We start from the raw sequence: 17,639 nt of genomic DNA, 5'->3' as shown, positions 1-17,639 counted from the left end.
AAAGGCTGCTCACCGCTGAATTGCTATCACTGTCGGTGAAGCCAAGCTGTTCGTCAGAGCCCACGTAACAGGAGAATCTTAGCATCTCATCGTGGCAGTAAGACGATTTCGTATTTATCCTCCAACAAGACGCGGCAGCAGAAAGATTTCACTACCTTGCGGCAATTCTTTCGACCAGGTGTCGCGATAGATCACGCCGTCGATGGCGACCGCGATGCCCCGTTCGATGTGTGGCTCGAGGCCGGGATACTGTTCAGCCAGTTTCCTGAACAGTTCCCTTATATCTTTCGCCTCGACGTCGATCTTGCTCTTCCCTCCGGCGGCGGCGCCAAGCGCGCCCCAAAGCGTCACTTCCACCATCAGCCTGCCTGTTTCGCCTCGATTGCCGCCAGTACGCGCGGCGGCGACATCGGGATATGCGTCATACGCACGCCCGCCGCGTTCGACAGCGCATTGGCGATCGCCGCCAGCGGGGGCACGATCGACGTCTCGCCGACGCCGCGCACGCCGTAAGGATGGTTCGGATTGGGGATCTCGAGGATCTGCGTGTCGATCATCGGCAGGTCGGAGCAGACGGGGATGCGGTAGTCGAGGAAGCCGGGGTTCTGCAAACGCCCATCCTTGCCGTATATATATTCCTCATTCAGCGCCCAGCCGATGCCCTGCGCCGCACCTCCCTGATACTGTCCCTCGACATAGGTCGGGTGCACTGCCTTGCCGGCATCCTGCACCACCGTATAGCGCAGTACCCGCGTCGCCCCGGTTTCGGGATCGACCTCGATGTCGCAGATATGGGTGGCGAAGGAGACGCCCGCGCCGTCAGCAACAAGCTCGCTGTGGCCGGCGATCGGCCCACCCGTCGTGCCGGACGCGGCCGCGATCTCCTTGAGCGACAACTTGCCGAGATTGCCGTGTTTTCCGCCCTTGGCGACTGCGTGGCCCTTTTCCCAGGCAACATCGTCGGCGGAAATGTCCCACATCTGCGCGGCGCGCTCACGCAGTGTCTTGATGGCGTTACGCGCCGCCGAGATGGTGGCCATGGAGGTAGAGAAGGTGCCGCGGCTGCCGTCGGTCATGTCGTTGTAGCCGAGACTGGATGTGTCGGCGACTACCGCCTTCACCTGCTCATAGGCGATGCCGAGTTCCTCCGCCGCGATCAGCGACAGAGAGGCGCGAGAGCCGCCCACGTCTATGGTGCCGACGGCAAGCGAGACCGAGCCGTCCGCACCGATGTTGAGATCGGTGCAGGTCTGGCCACCGAAGTTGAACCAGAAGCCGCAAGCCATGCCGCGGCCCTGATTCCTGCTCAGCGGCGCCTTCATGTGCGGATGGTTTTTCACCGCCTCAAGCGTCGGGCCGATGCCGATCGGGCCGTAGACAGGCCCGTAGGACGACCTCGTGCCTTCCTGAGCGGCATTCCTGATGCGGAAATCGACTGGATCCATGCCAATCTCCTTGGCCAGTTCGTCGATCACGCTTTCCACGGCGAAGGCCGCCATCGGCGCTGACGGTGCGCGATAGGCCGCGGTCTTCGGCCTGTTGACGAGCACCTCATGGCCGATCGTCTTGACATTCTCGAGCCTGTAACAGGCAAAGGCGGTCATGGCGCCGACCTCGGCCCACGTGCCGGCGAAAGGACCGCAGGAATAGCGCAACGTTGCTTCGGCCGCGGTAATGGTGCCATCTTTCCGGGCGCCGATCCTGACGTCGATCGAGGTGGCGCTCGTCGGGCCGGAAGCGCGAAATACCTCGTCGCGCGTCATGACGAGTTTCACCGGACGGCCTGCCTTGCGCGACAGCGCCAGTGCGACCGGTTCGGCCCAGACATGGGTCTTGCCGCCGAAGCCGCCGCCGATCTCGGAAGAGGTAACGCGCAGCTTCGAGGCTTCCATGCCAAGCAGTTGGGCGCAATGCTGGCGGTAAACGAAATGCCCTTGCGTGCAGACCCAAAGGTCTGCGGTTCCATCCGAGCTGACGCTCGCCACGCAGGCATGCGGCTCGATATAGCCCTGATGGGTCTGCTCGGTCCTGAAGGAGCGTTCGACGATTTTGTCGGCGTGCCTGAAGCCTTCCTCGGTGTCGCCATGGCCGAATTGGCTGCGCTTGCTGATATTGGACGGCTTGGCAGGTCTTGGTTCGACACCCTCGGTAAATATGCTGTCATTGAGAACAGGCGCAGAGTGCTTCATCGCTTCGTCGACGTCAGTTACATGTGGCAGCACCTCGTAATCGACCTCGATCAGCTTCAGTGCCTGCCTAGCCGTGCGGGCATCGACCGCGGCCACCGCAGCCACTGCATGGCCGTCATAGAGTGCCTTCTTGCGCGCCATGCAGTTATCGAGAATGTCATACATGGCGGCGTCGCCGTCGGTGAGGTCCGGCAGGTCAGCCGCAGTGATCACCGCCTTAACGCCGGCGAGCATCTGCGCCTTCGACGTGTCGATCTTCCTGATCCTGGCGTGGGCGTGCGGGCTTCTGAGAATACGTCCGACCAGTTGGCCGGCCATGTTGAAATCCGCACCGTAGCGGGCGCGGCCCGTCACCTTGTCGACGCCGTCGGGCCGTATTGGACGCGTGCCGACGGAATTGAAGCTGCGAGCGGAGTAGCGGGGATCAAAATTCATGGTCATGCTGCCTTCATCTCGCTGACGGCGTCCTGAACGGCACGCACGATCTTGTCATAGCCGGTGCAGCGACAGAGATTCCCGGCAAGGCCGAAGCGAATTTCCTCCTCGGTTGGGTCGGGGTTCTTCGCCAAAAGGTCCTTCGCCGCCATCAGAAAGCCCGGCGTGCAGATGCCGCATTGAAGTGCTGCGTGTTCGAGGAATTTCTGCTGGAGCGGATGCAGCTTGTCGCCATGCGCCATTCCCTCGATGGTTTCGACGTTCCGACCTTCAGCCTCCGCGCCCAGCACCAGGCACGAGCATACCAGCCGGTCGTCAAGGATGACGCTACAGGCGCCGCAGTCACCGGTGCCACAGCCCTCCTTGGCTCCCGTCAACCCCAGCCGATCACGCAAGACATCGAGCAGCGTCTCGTCGGGCTGGCAAAGATACTCGACATTATCGCCATTGATTGTGGTTGAAACAGCTACGCCGGCCATCATTTGCCTCCTGCACGCTTATAGGCGGTCGTGGCGGCCCGTCTGGCCAGCACGCCCGCGACTTTCCTTCTGAATTCGACGGTGCCCCGCTTGTCGTCTATCGGACGGCAAGCACCCGAGCAGACCTTGGCGAGCCGCTCCAGCGCAGCCTCGTCGAGCTTCGAGCCGACAAGGACCTCGGCTGCCTCTTCCACCAGCAGTACCGTGGGAGCGGCCGCGCCCAGCGCTACGCGAGCCGTCTTGACGGTGCCCTTTTCGTCGAGCGTCAGGTTCACACCGGCGCTGACCACCGCGATGTCCATTTCGGTGCGCGGAATGAAGCGCAGATAGGCGTCACCCGCATGCGGCGGGCGCTTGTCGAGCAGGATCGCCTCGATGATTTCGCCCTTGGCGAGCGATGTCTTGCCGGGGCCGGCTGGCACCGCCTCGACGGGAACGGTGCGCCGCCCGGATGGTCCCACGACCACCGCTTTGGCACCCGCCGCCACCATCGCCGGCACGCTGTCAGCCGCCGGCGAGGCGTTGCAGAGATTGCCGACGATTGTGCAGCGCCCCTGCACCTGTTTCGAGCCGATCAGCCTGGCCGCTTCGACGACGCCCGGCCACGCTTTTTTCAGGGCTGCGTTCTCCCCCAGCACCGCGCAAGGGACCGCCGAGCCGATGCTGAAGCCTTCCGCTGTTTCCCTGATCTCGCCCAATCCGTGGATTGCTTTTATGTCGATGATGAGGTCGGGTTCAATAAAGCCGCCTTTCATCCTGACCAGAAGGTCGCTGCCTCCAGCGAGGATAGCGGCTGTTCCGTCCGGTTCGGCCAACAGACCGACGGCGTCTTCTATTGATTGTGGACGTATGTAGCGCATCGTCTCCCCTTGATCATCACAATCCTACGCTCCTCTTATAAAGCTTCGTTTCGGAATGGCCATCCGGTTCTGTCCTCCCCGGTCGCAACGCTGCGCCAGAAATCGGATGGGCAACGCAACTTTGATCGAGCGACCCGTGGGACCGAGTATCGAAAAGCCATCGTCCCGTCAGAAGGACGGGCGGGCTTTGTGCCATACGAACCAACCCTGTGCCTTGCACCAGTACGACTCCAAATCTTGGTCAGAGATTGTGTTGAGAATCAACATTTGTCTAGATTCTACCCCTCAACTCGTTGCATTAAAATATATAATTGCTCTATAATGAATGAACGTTCAACAACTGTTGGCTCGCCATGACGAAGCATTCGCGCGACATTTCAGTCCCGGCCAATTGGGATCGTCGAGGGCTTCCTCGTTGGGCCTACCATAGCGATGCCCTTCTGGAACTGGAGAAGGAGCATGCATTCCGCAACCATTGGCAGATTGTCGGTCATGTCTGCGATGTTCCGAATGCCGGTGACTACATCGCCATGGATGTGGTGGGCGAACGGGCGCTGGTCGTGCGCGGCAAGGACGGTATCGTGCGTGCCTTCAACAATATGTGCCGCCATCGCGGCAGCCGTGTAGTCGCCGACGACAAGGGCAGTTGCAAGAACGCGTTGGTCTGCCCGTTCCACGGCTGGGTCTATAATCTTGACGGAACGCTGCGTGGCGCAGCCCAACCGCGATCCTTCCCCGAGATGGACAAGACCGAGTTCGGTCTGCAACCGCTCGATCTGGAAATCTGGATGGGCTTCATATTCGTGCGCTTCCGCAAGGGCGGACCGCAGCCTTCCGTCGCCGAACTCTTGGCGCCGATCGGGGAAGAATTTTCTAACTATCGGGCCGCCGAAATGGTGCCCACCGGCGGTATCTGGACACAGGAATCGCCAGTCAACTGGAAATCCGTCCGCGACGTTGACAATGAAGGCTATCATGTCGCTATGGCGCATCCAGCCTTACAGGATCTCTACGGAACGACCTATTTCGACGAACCGTTCGTCGATGGCGTGTCACGCTCCTTCGCCACCTACAACCCGCATGCCGGGCGCCGCTGGAGCGTGAAGAACTATGTCCGCATCTCACAGCAGCCCGAACACCTGCCGGACCGTCTCAAGACCGCCTGGGTCTATTACGGCATCTTTCCCAACGCGGTGATCGCGGCAACGCCGGAATCGGTGCAGTTTTACCAAGAATTTCCTCTCTCTACCGGAAAGTCGCTGTTGCGCGGCGCTATCTATCGCTACGCACAGGAAAGCCGCGAACAGGCGGCGGCCCGCTATCTGGCCTTGCGTATCGACCGTGACACCATGGCCGAAGACGTGCAGCTTACCGTCTGGTCGAACGAATCCATGCTATCGAAGGCCTTTGGCGGCTTCTATTTGTCCAACCTGGAATATGGCGTACGCACCCATCACGACCATCTGCGCCGGCGACTGCCGGTTCTGGCGATGGAAACGGCGCCGGGCGAAGCCGAAATGGCCGGCATCAACGACAGATTGCTTGCGCAGGCTTCAGCGGCAGATCAATAGCGCCGGCAAAGTCCTCGAGGATAGCCGCACGGCGGGCATGCCCGCCTGTTTCCAGAGCCAGTCAGCCGTTCCACATGCCTTCCTTACGCAGTTCTTCCATCGTGCGCACGATGCCTTCACGCAAAATGCTCACCAGATCGTCGATCTGGCTGCGCGTGATGACGAGCGGCGGCGACATCACACACATGTTGATCAGCGGCCGCACCAGCAGCCCCAGTTCCTGACAATGCGCGTCAATGCGCTTGCCGACATCCTTGTCGAGTTCCAGCGGGTCCTTGCTTTCCCGATCGGCAACACATTCGACGCAGGCCATCAGCCCAAGCCCGCGCACCTCACCAACCAAAGGCAGGTCCTCAAGCGTCCTCAATTGCGATTGGAAATAGGGCGCGACCTCCCTCGTATGGGCAAGCAAGCCGTTCTCCAGAATATCGAAATTCTTCAGCGCCACTGCACAGCCGATAGGGTGACTGGTATAAGTCAGCCCATGCGCGAACATGGCGTCGGGGTGGTTGGAGCGGCGCAATTCCTCCAGCAGTCTTTCGGAAATGACGACGCCGCCGAGCGGAAAATAGCCGGACGTCACGCCCTTTGCGAAGGTGATCATGTCCGGATCCAGGCCGAACACATCGCCCGATGCGAAGACAGACCCCAGTCGCCCGAAAGCCGTGACCACTTCGTCCGAAACATAGAGAATGTCATTTGCGCGGCAGATTTCGCGGATGCGCTTCAAATAGCCGTTCGGTGGCAAGATTACGCCGCCTGACGCTTGCACCGGTTCGCCGACAAACGCACCAATCCGCTCGGCGCCGATCCGCTCCACCGTGGAGCGGAATTCTTCCACCAACGCATCGCAGAACCCTTCCACGCTCAAGCTTTTCGGCCGCCGGAACGGGTCGGGTGACGACAATTTGACGACGAGATCATCGGCGCCGTCCATCCAGTCGCGGTCGCGCGGCCGCCCGTTCAGCGATGCCGACAGATAGGTGGAGCCGTGATAGGCGCCGCCGCGCGACAGGATCAATTTCTTGTCCGCCCGGCCGCGCACATTGTTGAAGAACTGCATGAAGCGCAATGCCGTCTCCACTGCCGACGACCCGCCGGTGGTGAAGAAGACATGGGATAGATCGCCGGGCGCATGATCGGCGATACGCCGGGCAAGTTCGGCCGATGGCGCATTCATCGTGTACCAGGGGGTATTATAGGAGAGTTGCATGGCCTGCTCGTACATGACCTGCGCCATCTCCTCGCGGCGGTGGCCGATATTGGTGCACCACATGCCGGCCGGGCCGTCGATCAGCCTATGGCCGGCATCGTCGGTGATATAGATGCCGTCTCCTTCCCCGATCAGCGTGCGAGCCTCCGCGCCGGCCGAACCCGCATAAGGCCATGGCTGAACGAGATGACGAGTGGCCTGCTCGACCGCGTCCTTGCGCAAAGCCTCGTCACCCTGGACGCCCCTCGGTTCCCGCAACGCCGCCATGATTCGCCTCACTCGTTCCCTGATAGTTTGATGCGCGGCTTCAGATTTCACCAAGCATCGGAAAATCCGAATCTCTTCACTTCATTTTGAATGTCCGTTCAATCAATATTGCAGAAATTGAACTTGATTTCAATGCACGGATGCAGGCATGATAAGTGATGCTGCAAACCTCGAAAATGCAGGCGCGGCAAACCAATGGGATGGCAGCGTGGCTGAGTGGCTAACGACTGAAACGACGCATGATGGCTTGCGATGACGGCTGCCGCGGACCAGTCGCAGCCGCTCGTATCGGGGCGGAAAAGCAAAAGCGGCCTTCTGCGAACGGAAATCATGCAGGGGCTGGCCCTGATCAGCCCGACCTTCCTTTACGCGTTCATCCTCTTGGTCCTGCCGATCGTGGTCGTCCTCGCCCATTCGTTCTGGACGCAGCATTATCTGACTGTCGATCGTACATTCACCCTTGCGAATTATCGCGCCGCATTGGGCGAGCCCATGTATCGCGATCTTTTATGGCGCTCGCTTCGCATCTCGCTCGTGGTGAGCGGGCTGACGGTTTTTTTCGCCTATCCAATAGCCTATTACATCTCCTTCTATGGCGGCCGGCGCAAGGGGTTGTGGCTGTTCCTCATCACCATTCCGTTCTGGACCAGCTATCTGTTGCGCATCATGTCGTGGAAGGTGATCCTCGGTTACAACGGCGTGCTCAATTCCGCGTTGATGGGGCTCGGCATATTGCATGAGCCGTCTCCTGCCCTGCTCTACAATTCCAGCGCCGTCGTCATCACACTCACCCATGCCTGGGCGGCCTTCGCCGTCCTGCCGATTTTTGTGGCACTGGAGAAGGTGGACCGCACGCTGATCGAGGCGGCGGCAGACCTTGGCGACGGGCCGCTACGCGCCTTTTTGCGCGTGACCCTGCCGCTATCGGTGCCCGGCATCGTCTCGGCGCTACTTATCGTCATGATCCCCACCGTCGGCGATTTCGTCACCCCAAAGCTGGTCGGCGGCAAGGATGGCATGATGATCGCCAATGCCATACAGGTGCAATTCGGCAGGGCAGCGAACTGGCCGTTGGGAGCGGCACTCTCGGTGACGACCATGATCGTCGTGAGCTTGATGGCGGGCGCGGCCGTCTTCCTCATCCGCACTGTGGCGAGGTTGGCCAGATGATCCGGTTGCGCCGCCTTTTACCCGGTGGATCGTGGTTATCGGCCTACGCCTTCCTCTATGTCGTCTTCCTTTACCTGCCAGTGATGTTCCTGCCGATCTTTTCGGTCAACACCGCGGCAACGCCGAAATTTCCGCTCAACGGATTCACCTGGAAATGGTACGAGGGCCTGCTGCGCACGCCGGAACTCGTTGAAGCCGCGTGGAACAGCCTGATCGTCGGCGTTTCGGCGGCGATCCTGTCCACCATCTTCGGCATTCTCGCCGCGCGCGCCATCACCCGCTACCGCTTCCCCGGCCGCCGCCCGATCAACGGATTGATTATGGCGCCGTTGGTCCTGCCCGAAATCATCATCGCCATTTCACTGCTGCTGGTCGTCCTGCGGCTTGGTATCGGTCTTTCGTTGTTCACTGTCATGCTCGGCCATGTGCTGATCTGCATCCCCTATTCCATGACGGTGCTGACATCTGGCTTCGAGGGCTTTGACCGCAGCCTAGAGGAAGCCTCGGCCGATCTCGGCGAAAGCGCCTTCGGAACATTTCGGCGCGTGACCTTGCCGATGGTCATGCCCGCAATCATTTCAAGCCTTCTGGTGTCCTTCACCATCTCACTGGATGAATTCATGATCGCCTTTTTCCTGAGCGGAACCGAAGCGACGCTGCCGATATACATCTGGGGCCAGTTGCGATTCGCAGCTAAACTGCCCGGCGTGCTGGCACTCGGCACGCTGCTGCTGGTTGCCTCGTTCGTTCTCATGGCGATCGCGGAAATGTTGCGTCGGCGCGCTGCAAGCCGCACCCACAATGAGGGAGGTCTTTATGTTTGATCGCGTCCCGCCAGAACGTACGATGATCGAGATCCGCGACGTGACGCGTAGCTATGGCGCGTTCAAAGCTCTGGATGACGCTTCGCTCGCCATCCGCGAAGGTGAATTCTTCTCGCTCCTCGGCCCTTCCGGTTGCGGCAAAACCACGCTTTTACGGATGATTGCCGGTTTCGACCAGCCAACCAGCGGGTCGATCGCCATCGATGGCCAGCCGATGGATGGCATTCCAGCTAACCGGCGGCCGACCAATATGGTTTTCCAGAGCTATGCGATCTTTCCTCATCTCAATGTTGAGCAGAATGTTGCATATGGTTTGAAGCGGCTGAGATTGGACGCGGGTGAAGAAAAGCGCCGTGTCGAGGAAGCTCTCGAGCAAGTATCGTTGACCGGACTCGGCAGGCGTGGCGCCACCGAACTGTCAGGCGGCCAACGTCAGCGCGTCGCGCTCGCTCGGGCGCTGGTGATGCGGCCGAAGGTCTTGCTGCTCGATGAGCCGCTCTCGGCGCTGGACAAGAAATTACGCGAGCAGATGCAGATCGAATTGCGCCGGTTGCAACAGGCTGTTGGCATCACCTTCATTCTCGTCACCCATGACCAGTATGAAGCACTTGCCATGTCCGACCGTATCGCGGTGATGTTCAACGGGCGCATCGCACAGGTCGCCTCACCGAAGGATATCTACCAGCGGCCGGTCACTCGCCAGGTTGCCGATTTCCTCGGTGGCATGAACTTCGTCGCAGCCGAGATCGTCGAGGAGAGCGGGGCGACACTGACCGTCGATACGCTGGGGTTCGGCCGAGTGAAAGCCGAAAAGCCCCCCGCCTTCCTGCGTAAGGGCACAAGCGCCACGCTCGGCATCCGCCCGGAACGATTACGCGTTCTGTGGGACGAAGAGCGTTTCGATTTCGAAGTCGCGGGCACGGTGGTCGAACGCCATTATTTCGGCGAAGTCACCCACCTGATCGTTGACATTCCAGGCCTCGAAAAGCCGCTTTCGGTGATTGAGACTAATGATTTCGGCGCCGACGACATTCCGGTCGGCGCAGCAATCCGCCTTGCCTACGATCCCGAGGCGCTGGTCGCGCTGGCGGATTAAGGGTCGGCGCTCGCCACAGGAACGAGCGACGCGCACTGAATTCGAGGCAGGAGGATCCCGGCTTTGACCGCGCTTCATCCTGATCCTTCCCTCAGGCGAAAGGGAAAATCACTGCGTCTCCTCTTGGTCAACCTCAAGAGATTTGCCGGACATAGCGCTGGATCCCTCCTCCTTGAGAAGGGGCAAATCACATGCAGCGCCTGACAGGAGGTCAGATCGGGCGAAGCTTTCAATATCCAGCCTTGATCTTCTCAAATTCAGCGATCATCTTTTGCTTGAGATTCGGCGGAACCGGCGACTGGAACAGCGTTTTGTCGACGAATTTGCCGATATCGTCATAGCCCTTGGCTTTCAAGACCGCCGGATCGACCCCCGCCATGCCTTTGGCATTGGCTTGGCCATAGCCCCAATCGCCAACCAGCACCTTCGCCACCTCCGGATCATTGACTGCATTCAGGTAGTCATAGGCTTTGTCTTTGCTGCCGGGTGCGTCCTTGAACATGACATAGCCGCAAACCCAGGTCGAAATTCCTTCCTTGGTGTCCTTCTTGCCCTTGATCGGGGCACCCGCAAGCGCCGACTGCACAGTGGCGTCATTCCAGGCCCAGGCGAGATCGACCTCACCGCCCGAAAGCGCCTGTACGATGTTGGTGGTATCGGTCCAGTAGAGGCGGACGTTCTTGTGCACCTGGCGCAGGAAATCGGACGCCTGCTTGAACTGATCGTCCGTCATCTGCGTCCAGTCCTTCAGTCCGATCGCCAGGCTCGCCAGCGCATAGGCGTCATCGACATTGTCGCCGATAGACACCCGACCCTTGAACTTCGGGTCGGCGAAAGCTTTCAGCGATTCTACGTCTTTTTCGTCCACCTTTTCCGAATTGTAGGTGAGTTGCGTATCGCCCCAATCCCAAGGCATGAACCAGGCCTTGCCGTCCGGCGTGGTGGCGAGGTCCTTCATAGCCATGATGCCAGGCAGGAGATCGTTCCAGCCAGCAATGCGGGACGTATCGAGCGGCTGCAAAAGCCCGGCTTCGCGCCACTTCACCACGCTTTGCGAGCACGGGTGGCCGAGATCGGCCTTGAAGCCGGAACGCAGTTTTTGAAACGCCTCGTCCTCGTCGCCGAAGAAGGTAAAGGTTGGTGCAGTCTCATGCGTCGCGGCATATTTCGGGTGGAAGCTTGGATCTTCATAGCCTGCCCAGTCGAAAATGGTCAGGTCACTATCCTGAGCAACCGCGATGGTGATTGCCGAAGCAGCCAGCGCACTGGTCAGCGCCAGCGTCAATGTCAGGTGGCGTATAAGTGTCTTCATTGTTCTCCTCCCTTTATGTTTGTTTTCAGCCCGTCCTGTCCGCCTCCTCCGGGCGGAAGTGCCGCGGGAAGACCGATGCCAGGAACGCATTCGCACCGTTCAGCGCACTCTCGCGCGTTACATCCTCGGCGCCCATCATCAGGCGCAACCACAGCCCTTCCAGCATGGCGCTGAGCGCCAGCGCCATCTCGACCGGCTCATAGGCGTAGCCGGCCTCGGCCTTGAGGCGCCCGCACAGCGTCACGATCGTTCCCTGATAGGCCCGGTCGCGCGCGCCCGACAGCGCCTGATAGGTCGGCCGCGACTTGGCCTCGCCCCAGAAGGCGCACCAGGCAGCAAGTTTGCGCTTGTTGCAGATCGAGCGGTCGAAATCGGCGGACACCAACGCTTGTAACTGGCGCGCCGCATCGTCTCCGGCCTTGTGCAGCGCGTTGCGCCAGTGCGCGGCATACTCGTCGTACATATGCTGCAAGGTAGCGACAAGCAGCTTGTCCTTGCTTTCGAAGTGGAAATTGACGATGCCGCGCGACAGGCCGGCGCCGTCGGCGACATCGGCCATGGTGGTGTCGGAATAGCCGCGCTTGGCAAGCGAATCGATCGTCGCCTCAATGAGCTGGAGTTGGCGCGTTTCCTTCGACGCCTTGCGGCCGCGCCTTTCGGGTACCGCTGTCTGCTCCTTGGGAACGGTCGTATTCATTGGCGTGCTTTCATCAATCGTTACGGGGCTTCGATCCGCAGATGAGTGGTGCCGTCCGGTTCCTGTCAAGCTCCCGGTTCGCCTTGCCTTATGCCGGGCCATTCTTCGCTCCAGCCGCAACCCGCATCACCCCAAGATGCGGACAACTGCCGCATCGCATTCCAACTTTGCGCCCAGGGGTCGGTCACGGTCGCCTGCTTCAGGGCAAAGCCTAGCGCATCAAGGGGAAAACGCAACATGATTTGTTGAACATTCATTCAGAATGTCTGGACAAGATTACCTCCGGCATGCCAATCTTACGTCCAACGACGGGAGGCATCGCATAGTGAAGACCTGGGATGTAATCGTCATCGGTGGCGGACATAACGGGCTGGTCAACGCCTGTTATTTGCAGCGCGCCGGCCTCGATGTCCTGGTCGTGGAAAAGAACGATTGGGTTGGCGGAGCCGCTTCCAGCCGCGAATTGACGCCGGGCTTTCTCTATTCGAATTGCTCCTATGTCTGCTCGCTGTTTCGGCCCGAGATCATGCGCGACCTCGAACTGCCGCGCTTCGGCCTGCAGGTCATCGCCTATGAAGGCGGCGCGGTACTGACACAGGACGGCGATTATCTCGGCAATTACCGCGACCATGACGCGCACCGACGCGAATTCGCGCGATTCTCGAAGCGCGATGCCGAAGCCTATGACCGCTATGCCCGCGACGTGACCCGGCAATGCCGTTTCATCCAGCCGCTCCTGATGCGCACCGCGCCCGATCCGACGAGCCTGAAGCCCCGCGATCTCGGCGAACTGCTCTACCTGGGCAAGAAATTCGCCGGGCTGACGGCAGAGGAAATGGCGCTGACGCTGCGCTTCTGGACCATATCGATTTCCGATTTCCTCGATGAATATTTCGAAACCGACGTCATCAAGGCGAATTTTTCCATCTCAGGCATCATCGGCACGGCGCTCGGACCGATGTCGCCCGGCACGGCCTATGTCCTGCTTCATCATTATATGGGCGAGGTTGACGGTTCGGTCGGCGCGTGGGGCTATGCACGCGGCGGTATGGGTGCGGTGACAAGGGCGCTCGCGGCGTCATTCCAGGCCTCCGGCGGCACCATCCGCACCGGGGCCGAGGTGGAGAAGGTTTGCGTCAAATCCGGCAAGGCGAAGGGTGTTGTGTTTGCTGGGGGAGAGGAGATTTACGGCAAGCTCATCGTCTCCAACGCCGACGTGAAGCGCACCTTCCTGAAGCTGGTCGAGGAAAAGGAATTGCCCGACATCTTCCTGCGCCGGGTAAAGAACTTCAAGATCCGCGGCTCCTCCGGCAAGGTCAATATCGCGCTGGATTCGATGCCGGAATTCCCCGCGCTGCCCAAGGATTCGCCATGTCTGCGTGGTGATTTGCATTTTACCGATACGGTCGAACGCATGGAACGTGCCTATGACGACTGGAAGGCCGGGCGCTGGTCGGTCGACCCCTTCCTCGACATGATGATCCCGACCACGATCGATCCCACGATGGCGGCGCCCGGCAAGCACTTCATGAGTTGCTTCGTGCAATATGCTCCTCCGAAAGTGGAGGGGCGCGACTGGACGGATGCCGACCGCGACGCCTTCGCCGAGACGGTTATCTCGCAGATCGCCGATTATTCGCCCGGCTTTCGTGATCGCATCGTGCATATGGAAGTGCGCACGCCGCGTGAACTGGAAGCCGAGGTCGGCCTGACAGAAGGCAACATCTTCCAGGGTGAACTGACGTTCGACCAGCTTCTGTTCAACCGGCCGGTGCCTGGCTTTGCACAATATCGCTCACCGGTGAACGGACTTTATATATGCGGCTCCTCGACCCATCCGGGCGGTGGTGTAATGGGTGCGCCCGGCCGCAACGCGGCCAAGGAAATCCTGCGCGATCTCGCTCGGTCTGATCATCACATGAGCCCGGCCCATGACGTCATCTGATCGCACCGTCTGGGATGCCATCGTCATTGGCGGCGGCCACAACGGCCTTATCTGCGCCACCCTGCTGGCGAAGGGCCGCCGCAACGTGCTGCTGCTGGAGGCGAATGCCGAGATGGGCGGCGCGGCGCGGACGGAAGAATTCTTCCCCGGCTTCCGCGACTCGACCGCGCATGTGCTGAACCGACTGCATCCCGAGGTGGTGAAGGCGCTCGATCTGGAAGAACTCGGGCTGGACCTGTTACGAGGTGCCTCCGGTTCAACATTCGCTCCGTCTGTTGTCTTGTCGAAAGACGGCGCCCCTCTCACCCTACATGGCGCCTATGGCGAGACGCTGACCGGCGCGAGCGCCGCCGAACAAGCCGCCTGGAAAGACCTTCGCGTGCAGCTTCTGCGTTATGCCGGTGTCCTGAAGCCGTTCCTGTCGCGAAGGCCGCCGGAGTTCGGCTCCCGTTCGCCCGGCGGCCTGGCCGCGCTCGGGCAGGCGGCGCTGGCCATGAAGCGGCTGGGCAGGGAAGACATGCGCGATTTCCTGCGCGTGCTCTTGATGAACGTCCACGACCTGCTCGACGAGCAGCTTTCGGACGACCGGCTGAAGGGCCTGCTCGCCTTCGACGCGGTGCTGGGGTCGCATCTCGGGCCGCGCTCGCCGACCTCGCTGCTCGGTCTCTACTACCGCCTGGCCGGCGAGATCGGCGGCGCGCCGGGCGCACAGGTCGTGCCGAAGGGCGGTATGGGCGCGGTGATCGCCACGATCCGCGCCGCTGCCGAACATGCCGGCGTGGCCCTATGCACCGGTGCCTCGGTCGCGAAGATCGTCGTGGAAAGCGGCCGCGCCGTCGGCTTGGCGCTGGCGAGCGGCGAAGAAATCCACGCTGATACAATCGTTTCGGCTGTCAATCCGACGACCACATTGCTCACCCTCGTCGGCGCGCCGTTGCTCGACACCGGCTTGGTTCGCAAGGTGAAGAATATTCGCATGAAGGGCGATGTCGCCAAGCTCAATCTGGCGCTTGACGGCGTGCCGGATTTTCCCGGCGTCGCGGCGCAAGACCTGCACGGCCGTCTTGTCATCGCTCCCTCGCCCGACCATGTCGAGCGCGCCTTCAACCCGGCGAAATACGGTGAATTCTCGCCTGAGCCTGTCATGGAGATCACCTTGCCGTCGCTGACTGATCCGTCGCTGGCGCCTCAAGACGGTTGCATCCTTTCGGCGAATGTACAGTATGCGCCCTACGCGTTGAAGGAAGGCTGGGAGACGGGCAAGCCGAAATTCCTCGCCGCGATCATGGCGCAACTGGAAGCCCACGCGCCGGGCATCGGCAGGCTGGCGCGGCACGCTGAACTACTTACGCCGGCCGACATCGAGGTGCGCTATCTTATGCCGGGCGGCCACTGGCACCATGGCGAATTGCAGGCCGATCAGATGCTGTTCTCCCGGCCCGTTTCCGGCTGGTCGGGCTACGACACGCCGATCGAAAGGCTTTATCTCGCCGGCGCCGGCTCGCATCCCGGCGGCGGCATTTCCGGTTTGCCGGGCCTGAATGCCGCGCGGCGGATCTTAGCGGCGAGGGCTGAGAGATGAATATTTCGACCCTAAAACCCTCTCCGACGCAGGTCTGGCAAATCGCCCAATCGCATTTTCGCACGCTGCGGGCGGACACGCCTTTCCAGCCGCGCATCGATGCCGCCGCCAAAACCAACGAGTGGTACAATTGGTCCGGCTACCGCGCGCCGCATTCGCTATGGGACGAGGAACTGGAATATTTCGCCATCCGTAGCCAGGCAGCGCTGTTCGACATCTCACCGATGACGAAATACCGCATCGAGGGGCCGGAGGCGGAAGCCTTCTGCAACAGGCTCACTTTGCGCGACGTGACCAGACTGAAGCCGGGCCGCGTCCACTACACCGCCTGGTGCGACGACCAAGGTTTTGTCCTTGACGACGGCACGCTGTTTCGTCTCTCGCCCGACCGTTTCCGCCTGTGCTGCCAGGGGCGGCACCTGCCCTGGCTGCTCGATTCCGCAATCGGCTTCACCGTCAGGATCGGGGAAGAAACCGAACAGGTGGCAGGCCTGGCGCTGCAAGGTCCGACTTCGTTTGCCGTGCTGCGCGACGCCGGCTTTGCCGGCATTGAGCGATTGAAGCCGTTCGACCTGGCCGACTTTGCGCATGAGAGCGGGGCCGTCACGATCTCGCGTACCGGCTTTACCGGGGATCTCGGCTATGAATTGTTCGTCGAACGCGAACTTGCACTGCCGCTATGGGACCGGCTGATGGTAGCGGGCCAATTGCATGGTATTCGCCCTATCGGCTATGCCGCGCTCGACCGTGCGCGGATCGAGGCGGGCCTGATCGTCGCCAACGCCGATTTCACCGCTGCTCAACAGGCCGTCCGTGCCGACCGCCAACGCTTGCCCTACGAGATCGGGCTGGGCTTCATGGTCGATGCGGACAAGGGGCATTTCAACGGCCGTCGGGCCATCCTGGACGCACGCGCCGGCAAGAAGCTGCGCTATGTCCTGGTGGGACTGGAAATCGAAGGCAATATTCCCGCCGAGCACGCCATCGTCTATCACAAGAAGAATCGGGAGGTCGGGCTGGTCAGCGCGGCCATCTGGGCCCCGACGGCCAAGAAGAGCGTCGCCATCGCGTCGCTGCGGCGGCCGTTCGGCGATCTGATCCTCGACGACCTCTGGGTCGAAATCTACGCCATGCGCGAATTGCGCTACGAACGGGTGATGAAGCGCGCAAGAATCGTGCCCCGACCGTTCATAAGGCTCGAACGCCGCAGCGCAACCCCGCCGGCGGACTTCTGACATGCCCATGGAAGACGATCCCGAACGCGCCGAACAGTGGGCGCTGGTCAATACGCCTCTTGGCGTGGAGTGGTCGGGCCGCACCCGCTATGCGGCGGCGATGTTCTTCTACCGGCGTGGCGAGATGGACGCCGGAACATTGGAGGTCTATCGCATCTGTGCCCGGCTCGATGCCGAGAACCCCCTGCCGATTGTCCATGAGCGCGGCATCGGCAAGGGCTGGTTGAGCCAGATGGGTTTCGATGGCCTGTGAATATACGATACCGCGTAGGCTCGACGGCAGGCAGAGACGGCAAAACAGCCCAACGAGGTTTTACTGGCCGGGAATCATGGGTTGGACTCAAAATCGTTGAAAGCCATTGGCCTTGACGCTATATTACGTCAGAGTAAGCGGCATGGAGCATTGTAATGGGCTTGGCACAATATTCGGACCACGGCATGTTCGCGCCTCGAAAGATCGCGGACGCCTTTCGCACGACCAGCGAAGAAGTCGCCCGTACGGTCGGACTGGGCAAGGATGCGATCCAGCGCAAGGAAAGGGTTCGCTCCGACAAGACCCAGCGGCGGCTGCGCGAAATGGTGGAAATCATCAATAAGGTCGAGCCTCGTTTCGGCTCTGCGCTGATGGCTTATGCCTGGTACCGCTCCGAGCCGTTGCCTGGCTTTTCCGGCATGACGGCGATGCAACTGGTCCGAGAGGGGCGGGCCGATGACGTGCTCGACTATATCGACGCGATCGATGCCGGCGTCCACGCCTAAGCCGG

At 60.9% G+C, this 17,639-nt stretch carries 16 protein-coding genes; 9 read left to right on the top strand and 7 right to left on the bottom strand.

Features of this window, described 5'->3' with window-relative positions:
* Positions 1 to 114: 114 nt before the first annotated feature.
* From BFN67_RS18195 to BFN67_RS18180, 4 genes are read right to left on the bottom strand one after another with little or no spacing between them, the layout of a single operon-like run.
* The gene (locus BFN67_RS18195) at positions 115 to 360 is read right to left on the bottom strand and encodes a MoaD/ThiS family protein (RefSeq protein ID WP_080920935.1); all 246 of its coding nucleotides are present in this window, start codon (positions 358 to 360) and stop codon (positions 115 to 117) included.
* Positions 360 to 2,624, bottom strand: coding sequence for a xanthine dehydrogenase family protein molybdopterin-binding subunit (locus tag BFN67_RS18190; RefSeq protein WP_080920934.1), 2,265 nt, complete (start codon positions 2,622 to 2,624; stop codon positions 360 to 362). The genes BFN67_RS18195 and BFN67_RS18190 overlap by 1 nt, the downstream gene beginning before the upstream one ends.
* Before the next feature lie 2 nt (positions 2,625 to 2,626).
* Positions 2,627 to 3,103 (bottom strand): (2Fe-2S)-binding protein, encoded by a 477-nt coding sequence (locus BFN67_RS18185; protein WP_080920933.1) that lies wholly within the window; start codon positions 3,101 to 3,103, stop codon positions 2,627 to 2,629.
* A complete protein-coding gene (locus BFN67_RS18180) occupies positions 3,103 to 3,963 on the bottom strand; it encodes an FAD binding domain-containing protein (protein WP_080920932.1) in 861 nt (286 codons plus the stop codon). The genes BFN67_RS18185 and BFN67_RS18180 overlap by 1 nt, the downstream gene beginning before the upstream one ends.
* 353 nt (positions 3,964 to 4,316) lie before the next feature.
* On the opposite strand from BFN67_RS18180, the gene BFN67_RS18175 reads away from it, so the two are divergent.
* Positions 4,317 to 5,534: an aromatic ring-hydroxylating oxygenase subunit alpha gene (locus BFN67_RS18175; protein WP_080920931.1), complete on the top strand. Its 1,218-nt coding sequence runs from the start codon at positions 4,317 to 4,319 to the stop codon at positions 5,532 to 5,534.
* A gap of 61 nt (positions 5,535 to 5,595) precedes the next feature.
* On the opposite strand, the gene BFN67_RS18170 is transcribed toward BFN67_RS18175, so the two are convergent.
* Positions 5,596 to 7,014: an aminotransferase gene (locus BFN67_RS18170; protein WP_080920930.1), complete on the bottom strand. Its 1,419-nt coding sequence runs from the start codon at positions 7,012 to 7,014 to the stop codon at positions 5,596 to 5,598.
* Between the two features lie 252 nt (positions 7,015 to 7,266).
* On the opposite strand from BFN67_RS18170, the gene BFN67_RS18165 reads away from it, so the two are divergent.
* From BFN67_RS18165 to BFN67_RS18155, 3 genes are read left to right on the top strand one after another with little or no spacing between them, the layout of a single operon-like run.
* Entirely contained in the window at positions 7,267 to 8,184 is a 918-nt protein-coding gene (locus tag BFN67_RS18165; protein ID WP_080920929.1) for an ABC transporter permease, read from the top strand.
* On the top strand, positions 8,181 to 9,008 hold the full coding sequence (locus tag BFN67_RS18160; RefSeq protein WP_080920928.1) for an ABC transporter permease: 828 nt from the start codon (positions 8,181 to 8,183) through the stop codon (positions 9,006 to 9,008). Before BFN67_RS18165 ends, BFN67_RS18160 begins: the two co-directional genes overlap by 4 nt.
* Positions 9,009 to 9,030: 22 nt before the next feature.
* Positions 9,031 to 10,104, top strand: coding sequence for an ABC transporter ATP-binding protein (locus BFN67_RS18155; protein WP_080920927.1), 1,074 nt, complete (start codon positions 9,031 to 9,033; stop codon positions 10,102 to 10,104).
* Positions 10,105 to 10,333: 229 nt separating this feature from the next.
* Here BFN67_RS18155 and BFN67_RS18150 read toward each other — a convergent pair whose 3' ends face one another.
* The gene (locus BFN67_RS18150) at positions 10,334 to 11,416 is read right to left on the bottom strand and encodes an ABC transporter substrate-binding protein (RefSeq protein ID WP_080920926.1); all 1,083 of its coding nucleotides are present in this window, start codon (positions 11,414 to 11,416) and stop codon (positions 10,334 to 10,336) included.
* A gap of 25 nt (positions 11,417 to 11,441) precedes the next feature.
* Positions 11,442 to 12,113 (bottom strand): transcriptional regulator BetI, encoded by a 672-nt coding sequence (betI, locus tag BFN67_RS18145; protein WP_080920925.1) that lies wholly within the window; start codon positions 12,111 to 12,113, stop codon positions 11,442 to 11,444.
* Positions 12,114 to 12,438: 325 nt separating this feature from the next.
* Between betI and BFN67_RS18140 the strand changes: the two genes are divergently transcribed.
* From BFN67_RS18140 to BFN67_RS18120, 5 genes are all read left to right on the top strand, one after another.
* On the top strand, positions 12,439 to 14,058 hold the full coding sequence (locus tag BFN67_RS18140) for a phytoene desaturase family protein (RefSeq protein WP_080920924.1): 1,620 nt from the start codon (positions 12,439 to 12,441) through the stop codon (positions 14,056 to 14,058).
* A complete protein-coding gene (locus tag BFN67_RS18135) occupies positions 14,045 to 15,640 on the top strand; it encodes a phytoene desaturase family protein (RefSeq protein ID WP_080920923.1) in 1,596 nt (531 codons plus the stop codon). The genes BFN67_RS18140 and BFN67_RS18135 overlap by 14 nt, the downstream gene beginning before the upstream one ends.
* Positions 15,637 to 16,875: an aminomethyl transferase family protein gene (locus BFN67_RS18130; RefSeq protein WP_080920922.1), complete on the top strand. Its 1,239-nt coding sequence runs from the start codon at positions 15,637 to 15,639 to the stop codon at positions 16,873 to 16,875. The genes BFN67_RS18135 and BFN67_RS18130 overlap by 4 nt, the downstream gene beginning before the upstream one ends.
* Positions 16,876 to 16,882: 7 nt before the next feature.
* A complete protein-coding gene (locus BFN67_RS18125) occupies positions 16,883 to 17,128 on the top strand; it encodes a hypothetical protein (protein ID WP_139789245.1) in 246 nt (81 codons plus the stop codon).
* 155 nt (positions 17,129 to 17,283) lie between these two features.
* The gene (locus BFN67_RS18120) at positions 17,284 to 17,634 is read left to right on the top strand and encodes an MbcA/ParS/Xre antitoxin family protein (RefSeq protein WP_080920920.1); all 351 of its coding nucleotides are present in this window, start codon (positions 17,284 to 17,286) and stop codon (positions 17,632 to 17,634) included.
* The last annotated feature ends 5 nt before the right edge of the window (positions 17,635 to 17,639 follow it).

Source organism: Manganibacter manganicus (assembly GCF_002075885.1).
GTDB classification, from domain to species: Bacteria; Pseudomonadota; Alphaproteobacteria; order Rhizobiales; family Rhizobiaceae; genus Mesorhizobium; species Mesorhizobium manganicum.
This window is presented reverse-complemented; position numbering and strand designations above follow the sequence as displayed.

What these genes read in the sequence shown, in the direction of transcription:
- BFN67_RS18120 (WP_080920920.1), top strand. Translation starts at nt 17,284, where the DNA reads ATGGGCTTGGCACAATATTCGGACCACGGCATGTTCGCGCCTCGAAAG.
- BFN67_RS18160 (WP_080920928.1), top strand. Translation starts at nt 8,181, where the DNA reads ATGATCCGGTTGCGCCGCCTTTTACCCGGTGGATCGTGGTTATCGGCC.
- BFN67_RS18130 (WP_080920922.1), top strand. Translation starts at nt 15,637, where the DNA reads ATGAATATTTCGACCCTAAAACCCTCTCCGACGCAGGTCTGGCAAATC.
- BFN67_RS18180 (WP_080920932.1), bottom strand. Translation starts at nt 3,963, where the DNA reads ATGCGCTACATACGTCCACAATCAATAGAAGACGCCGTCGGTCTGTTG.
- BFN67_RS18175 (WP_080920931.1), top strand. Translation starts at nt 4,317, where the DNA reads ATGACGAAGCATTCGCGCGACATTTCAGTCCCGGCCAATTGGGATCGT.
- BFN67_RS18185 (WP_080920933.1), bottom strand. Translation starts at nt 3,103, where the DNA reads ATGGCCGGCGTAGCTGTTTCAACCACAATCAATGGCGATAATGTCGAG.
- BFN67_RS18195 (WP_080920935.1), bottom strand. Translation starts at nt 360, where the DNA reads ATGGTGGAAGTGACGCTTTGGGGCGCGCTTGGCGCCGCCGCCGGAGGG.
- BFN67_RS18155 (WP_080920927.1), top strand. Translation starts at nt 9,031, where the DNA reads ATGATCGAGATCCGCGACGTGACGCGTAGCTATGGCGCGTTCAAAGCT.
- BFN67_RS18165 (WP_080920929.1), top strand. Translation starts at nt 7,267, where the DNA reads ATGACGGCTGCCGCGGACCAGTCGCAGCCGCTCGTATCGGGGCGGAAA.
- BFN67_RS18190 (WP_080920934.1), bottom strand. Translation starts at nt 2,624, where the DNA reads ATGAATTTTGATCCCCGCTACTCCGCTCGCAGCTTCAATTCCGTCGGC.
- BFN67_RS18125 (WP_139789245.1), top strand. Translation starts at nt 16,883, where the DNA reads ATGGAAGACGATCCCGAACGCGCCGAACAGTGGGCGCTGGTCAATACG.
- BFN67_RS18170 (WP_080920930.1), bottom strand. Translation starts at nt 7,014, where the DNA reads ATGGCGGCGTTGCGGGAACCGAGGGGCGTCCAGGGTGACGAGGCTTTG.
- BFN67_RS18135 (WP_080920923.1), top strand. Translation starts at nt 14,045, where the DNA reads ATGACGTCATCTGATCGCACCGTCTGGGATGCCATCGTCATTGGCGGC.
- BFN67_RS18150 (WP_080920926.1), bottom strand. Translation starts at nt 11,416, where the DNA reads ATGAAGACACTTATACGCCACCTGACATTGACGCTGGCGCTGACCAGT.
- betI (WP_080920925.1), bottom strand. Translation starts at nt 12,113, where the DNA reads ATGAATACGACCGTTCCCAAGGAGCAGACAGCGGTACCCGAAAGGCGC.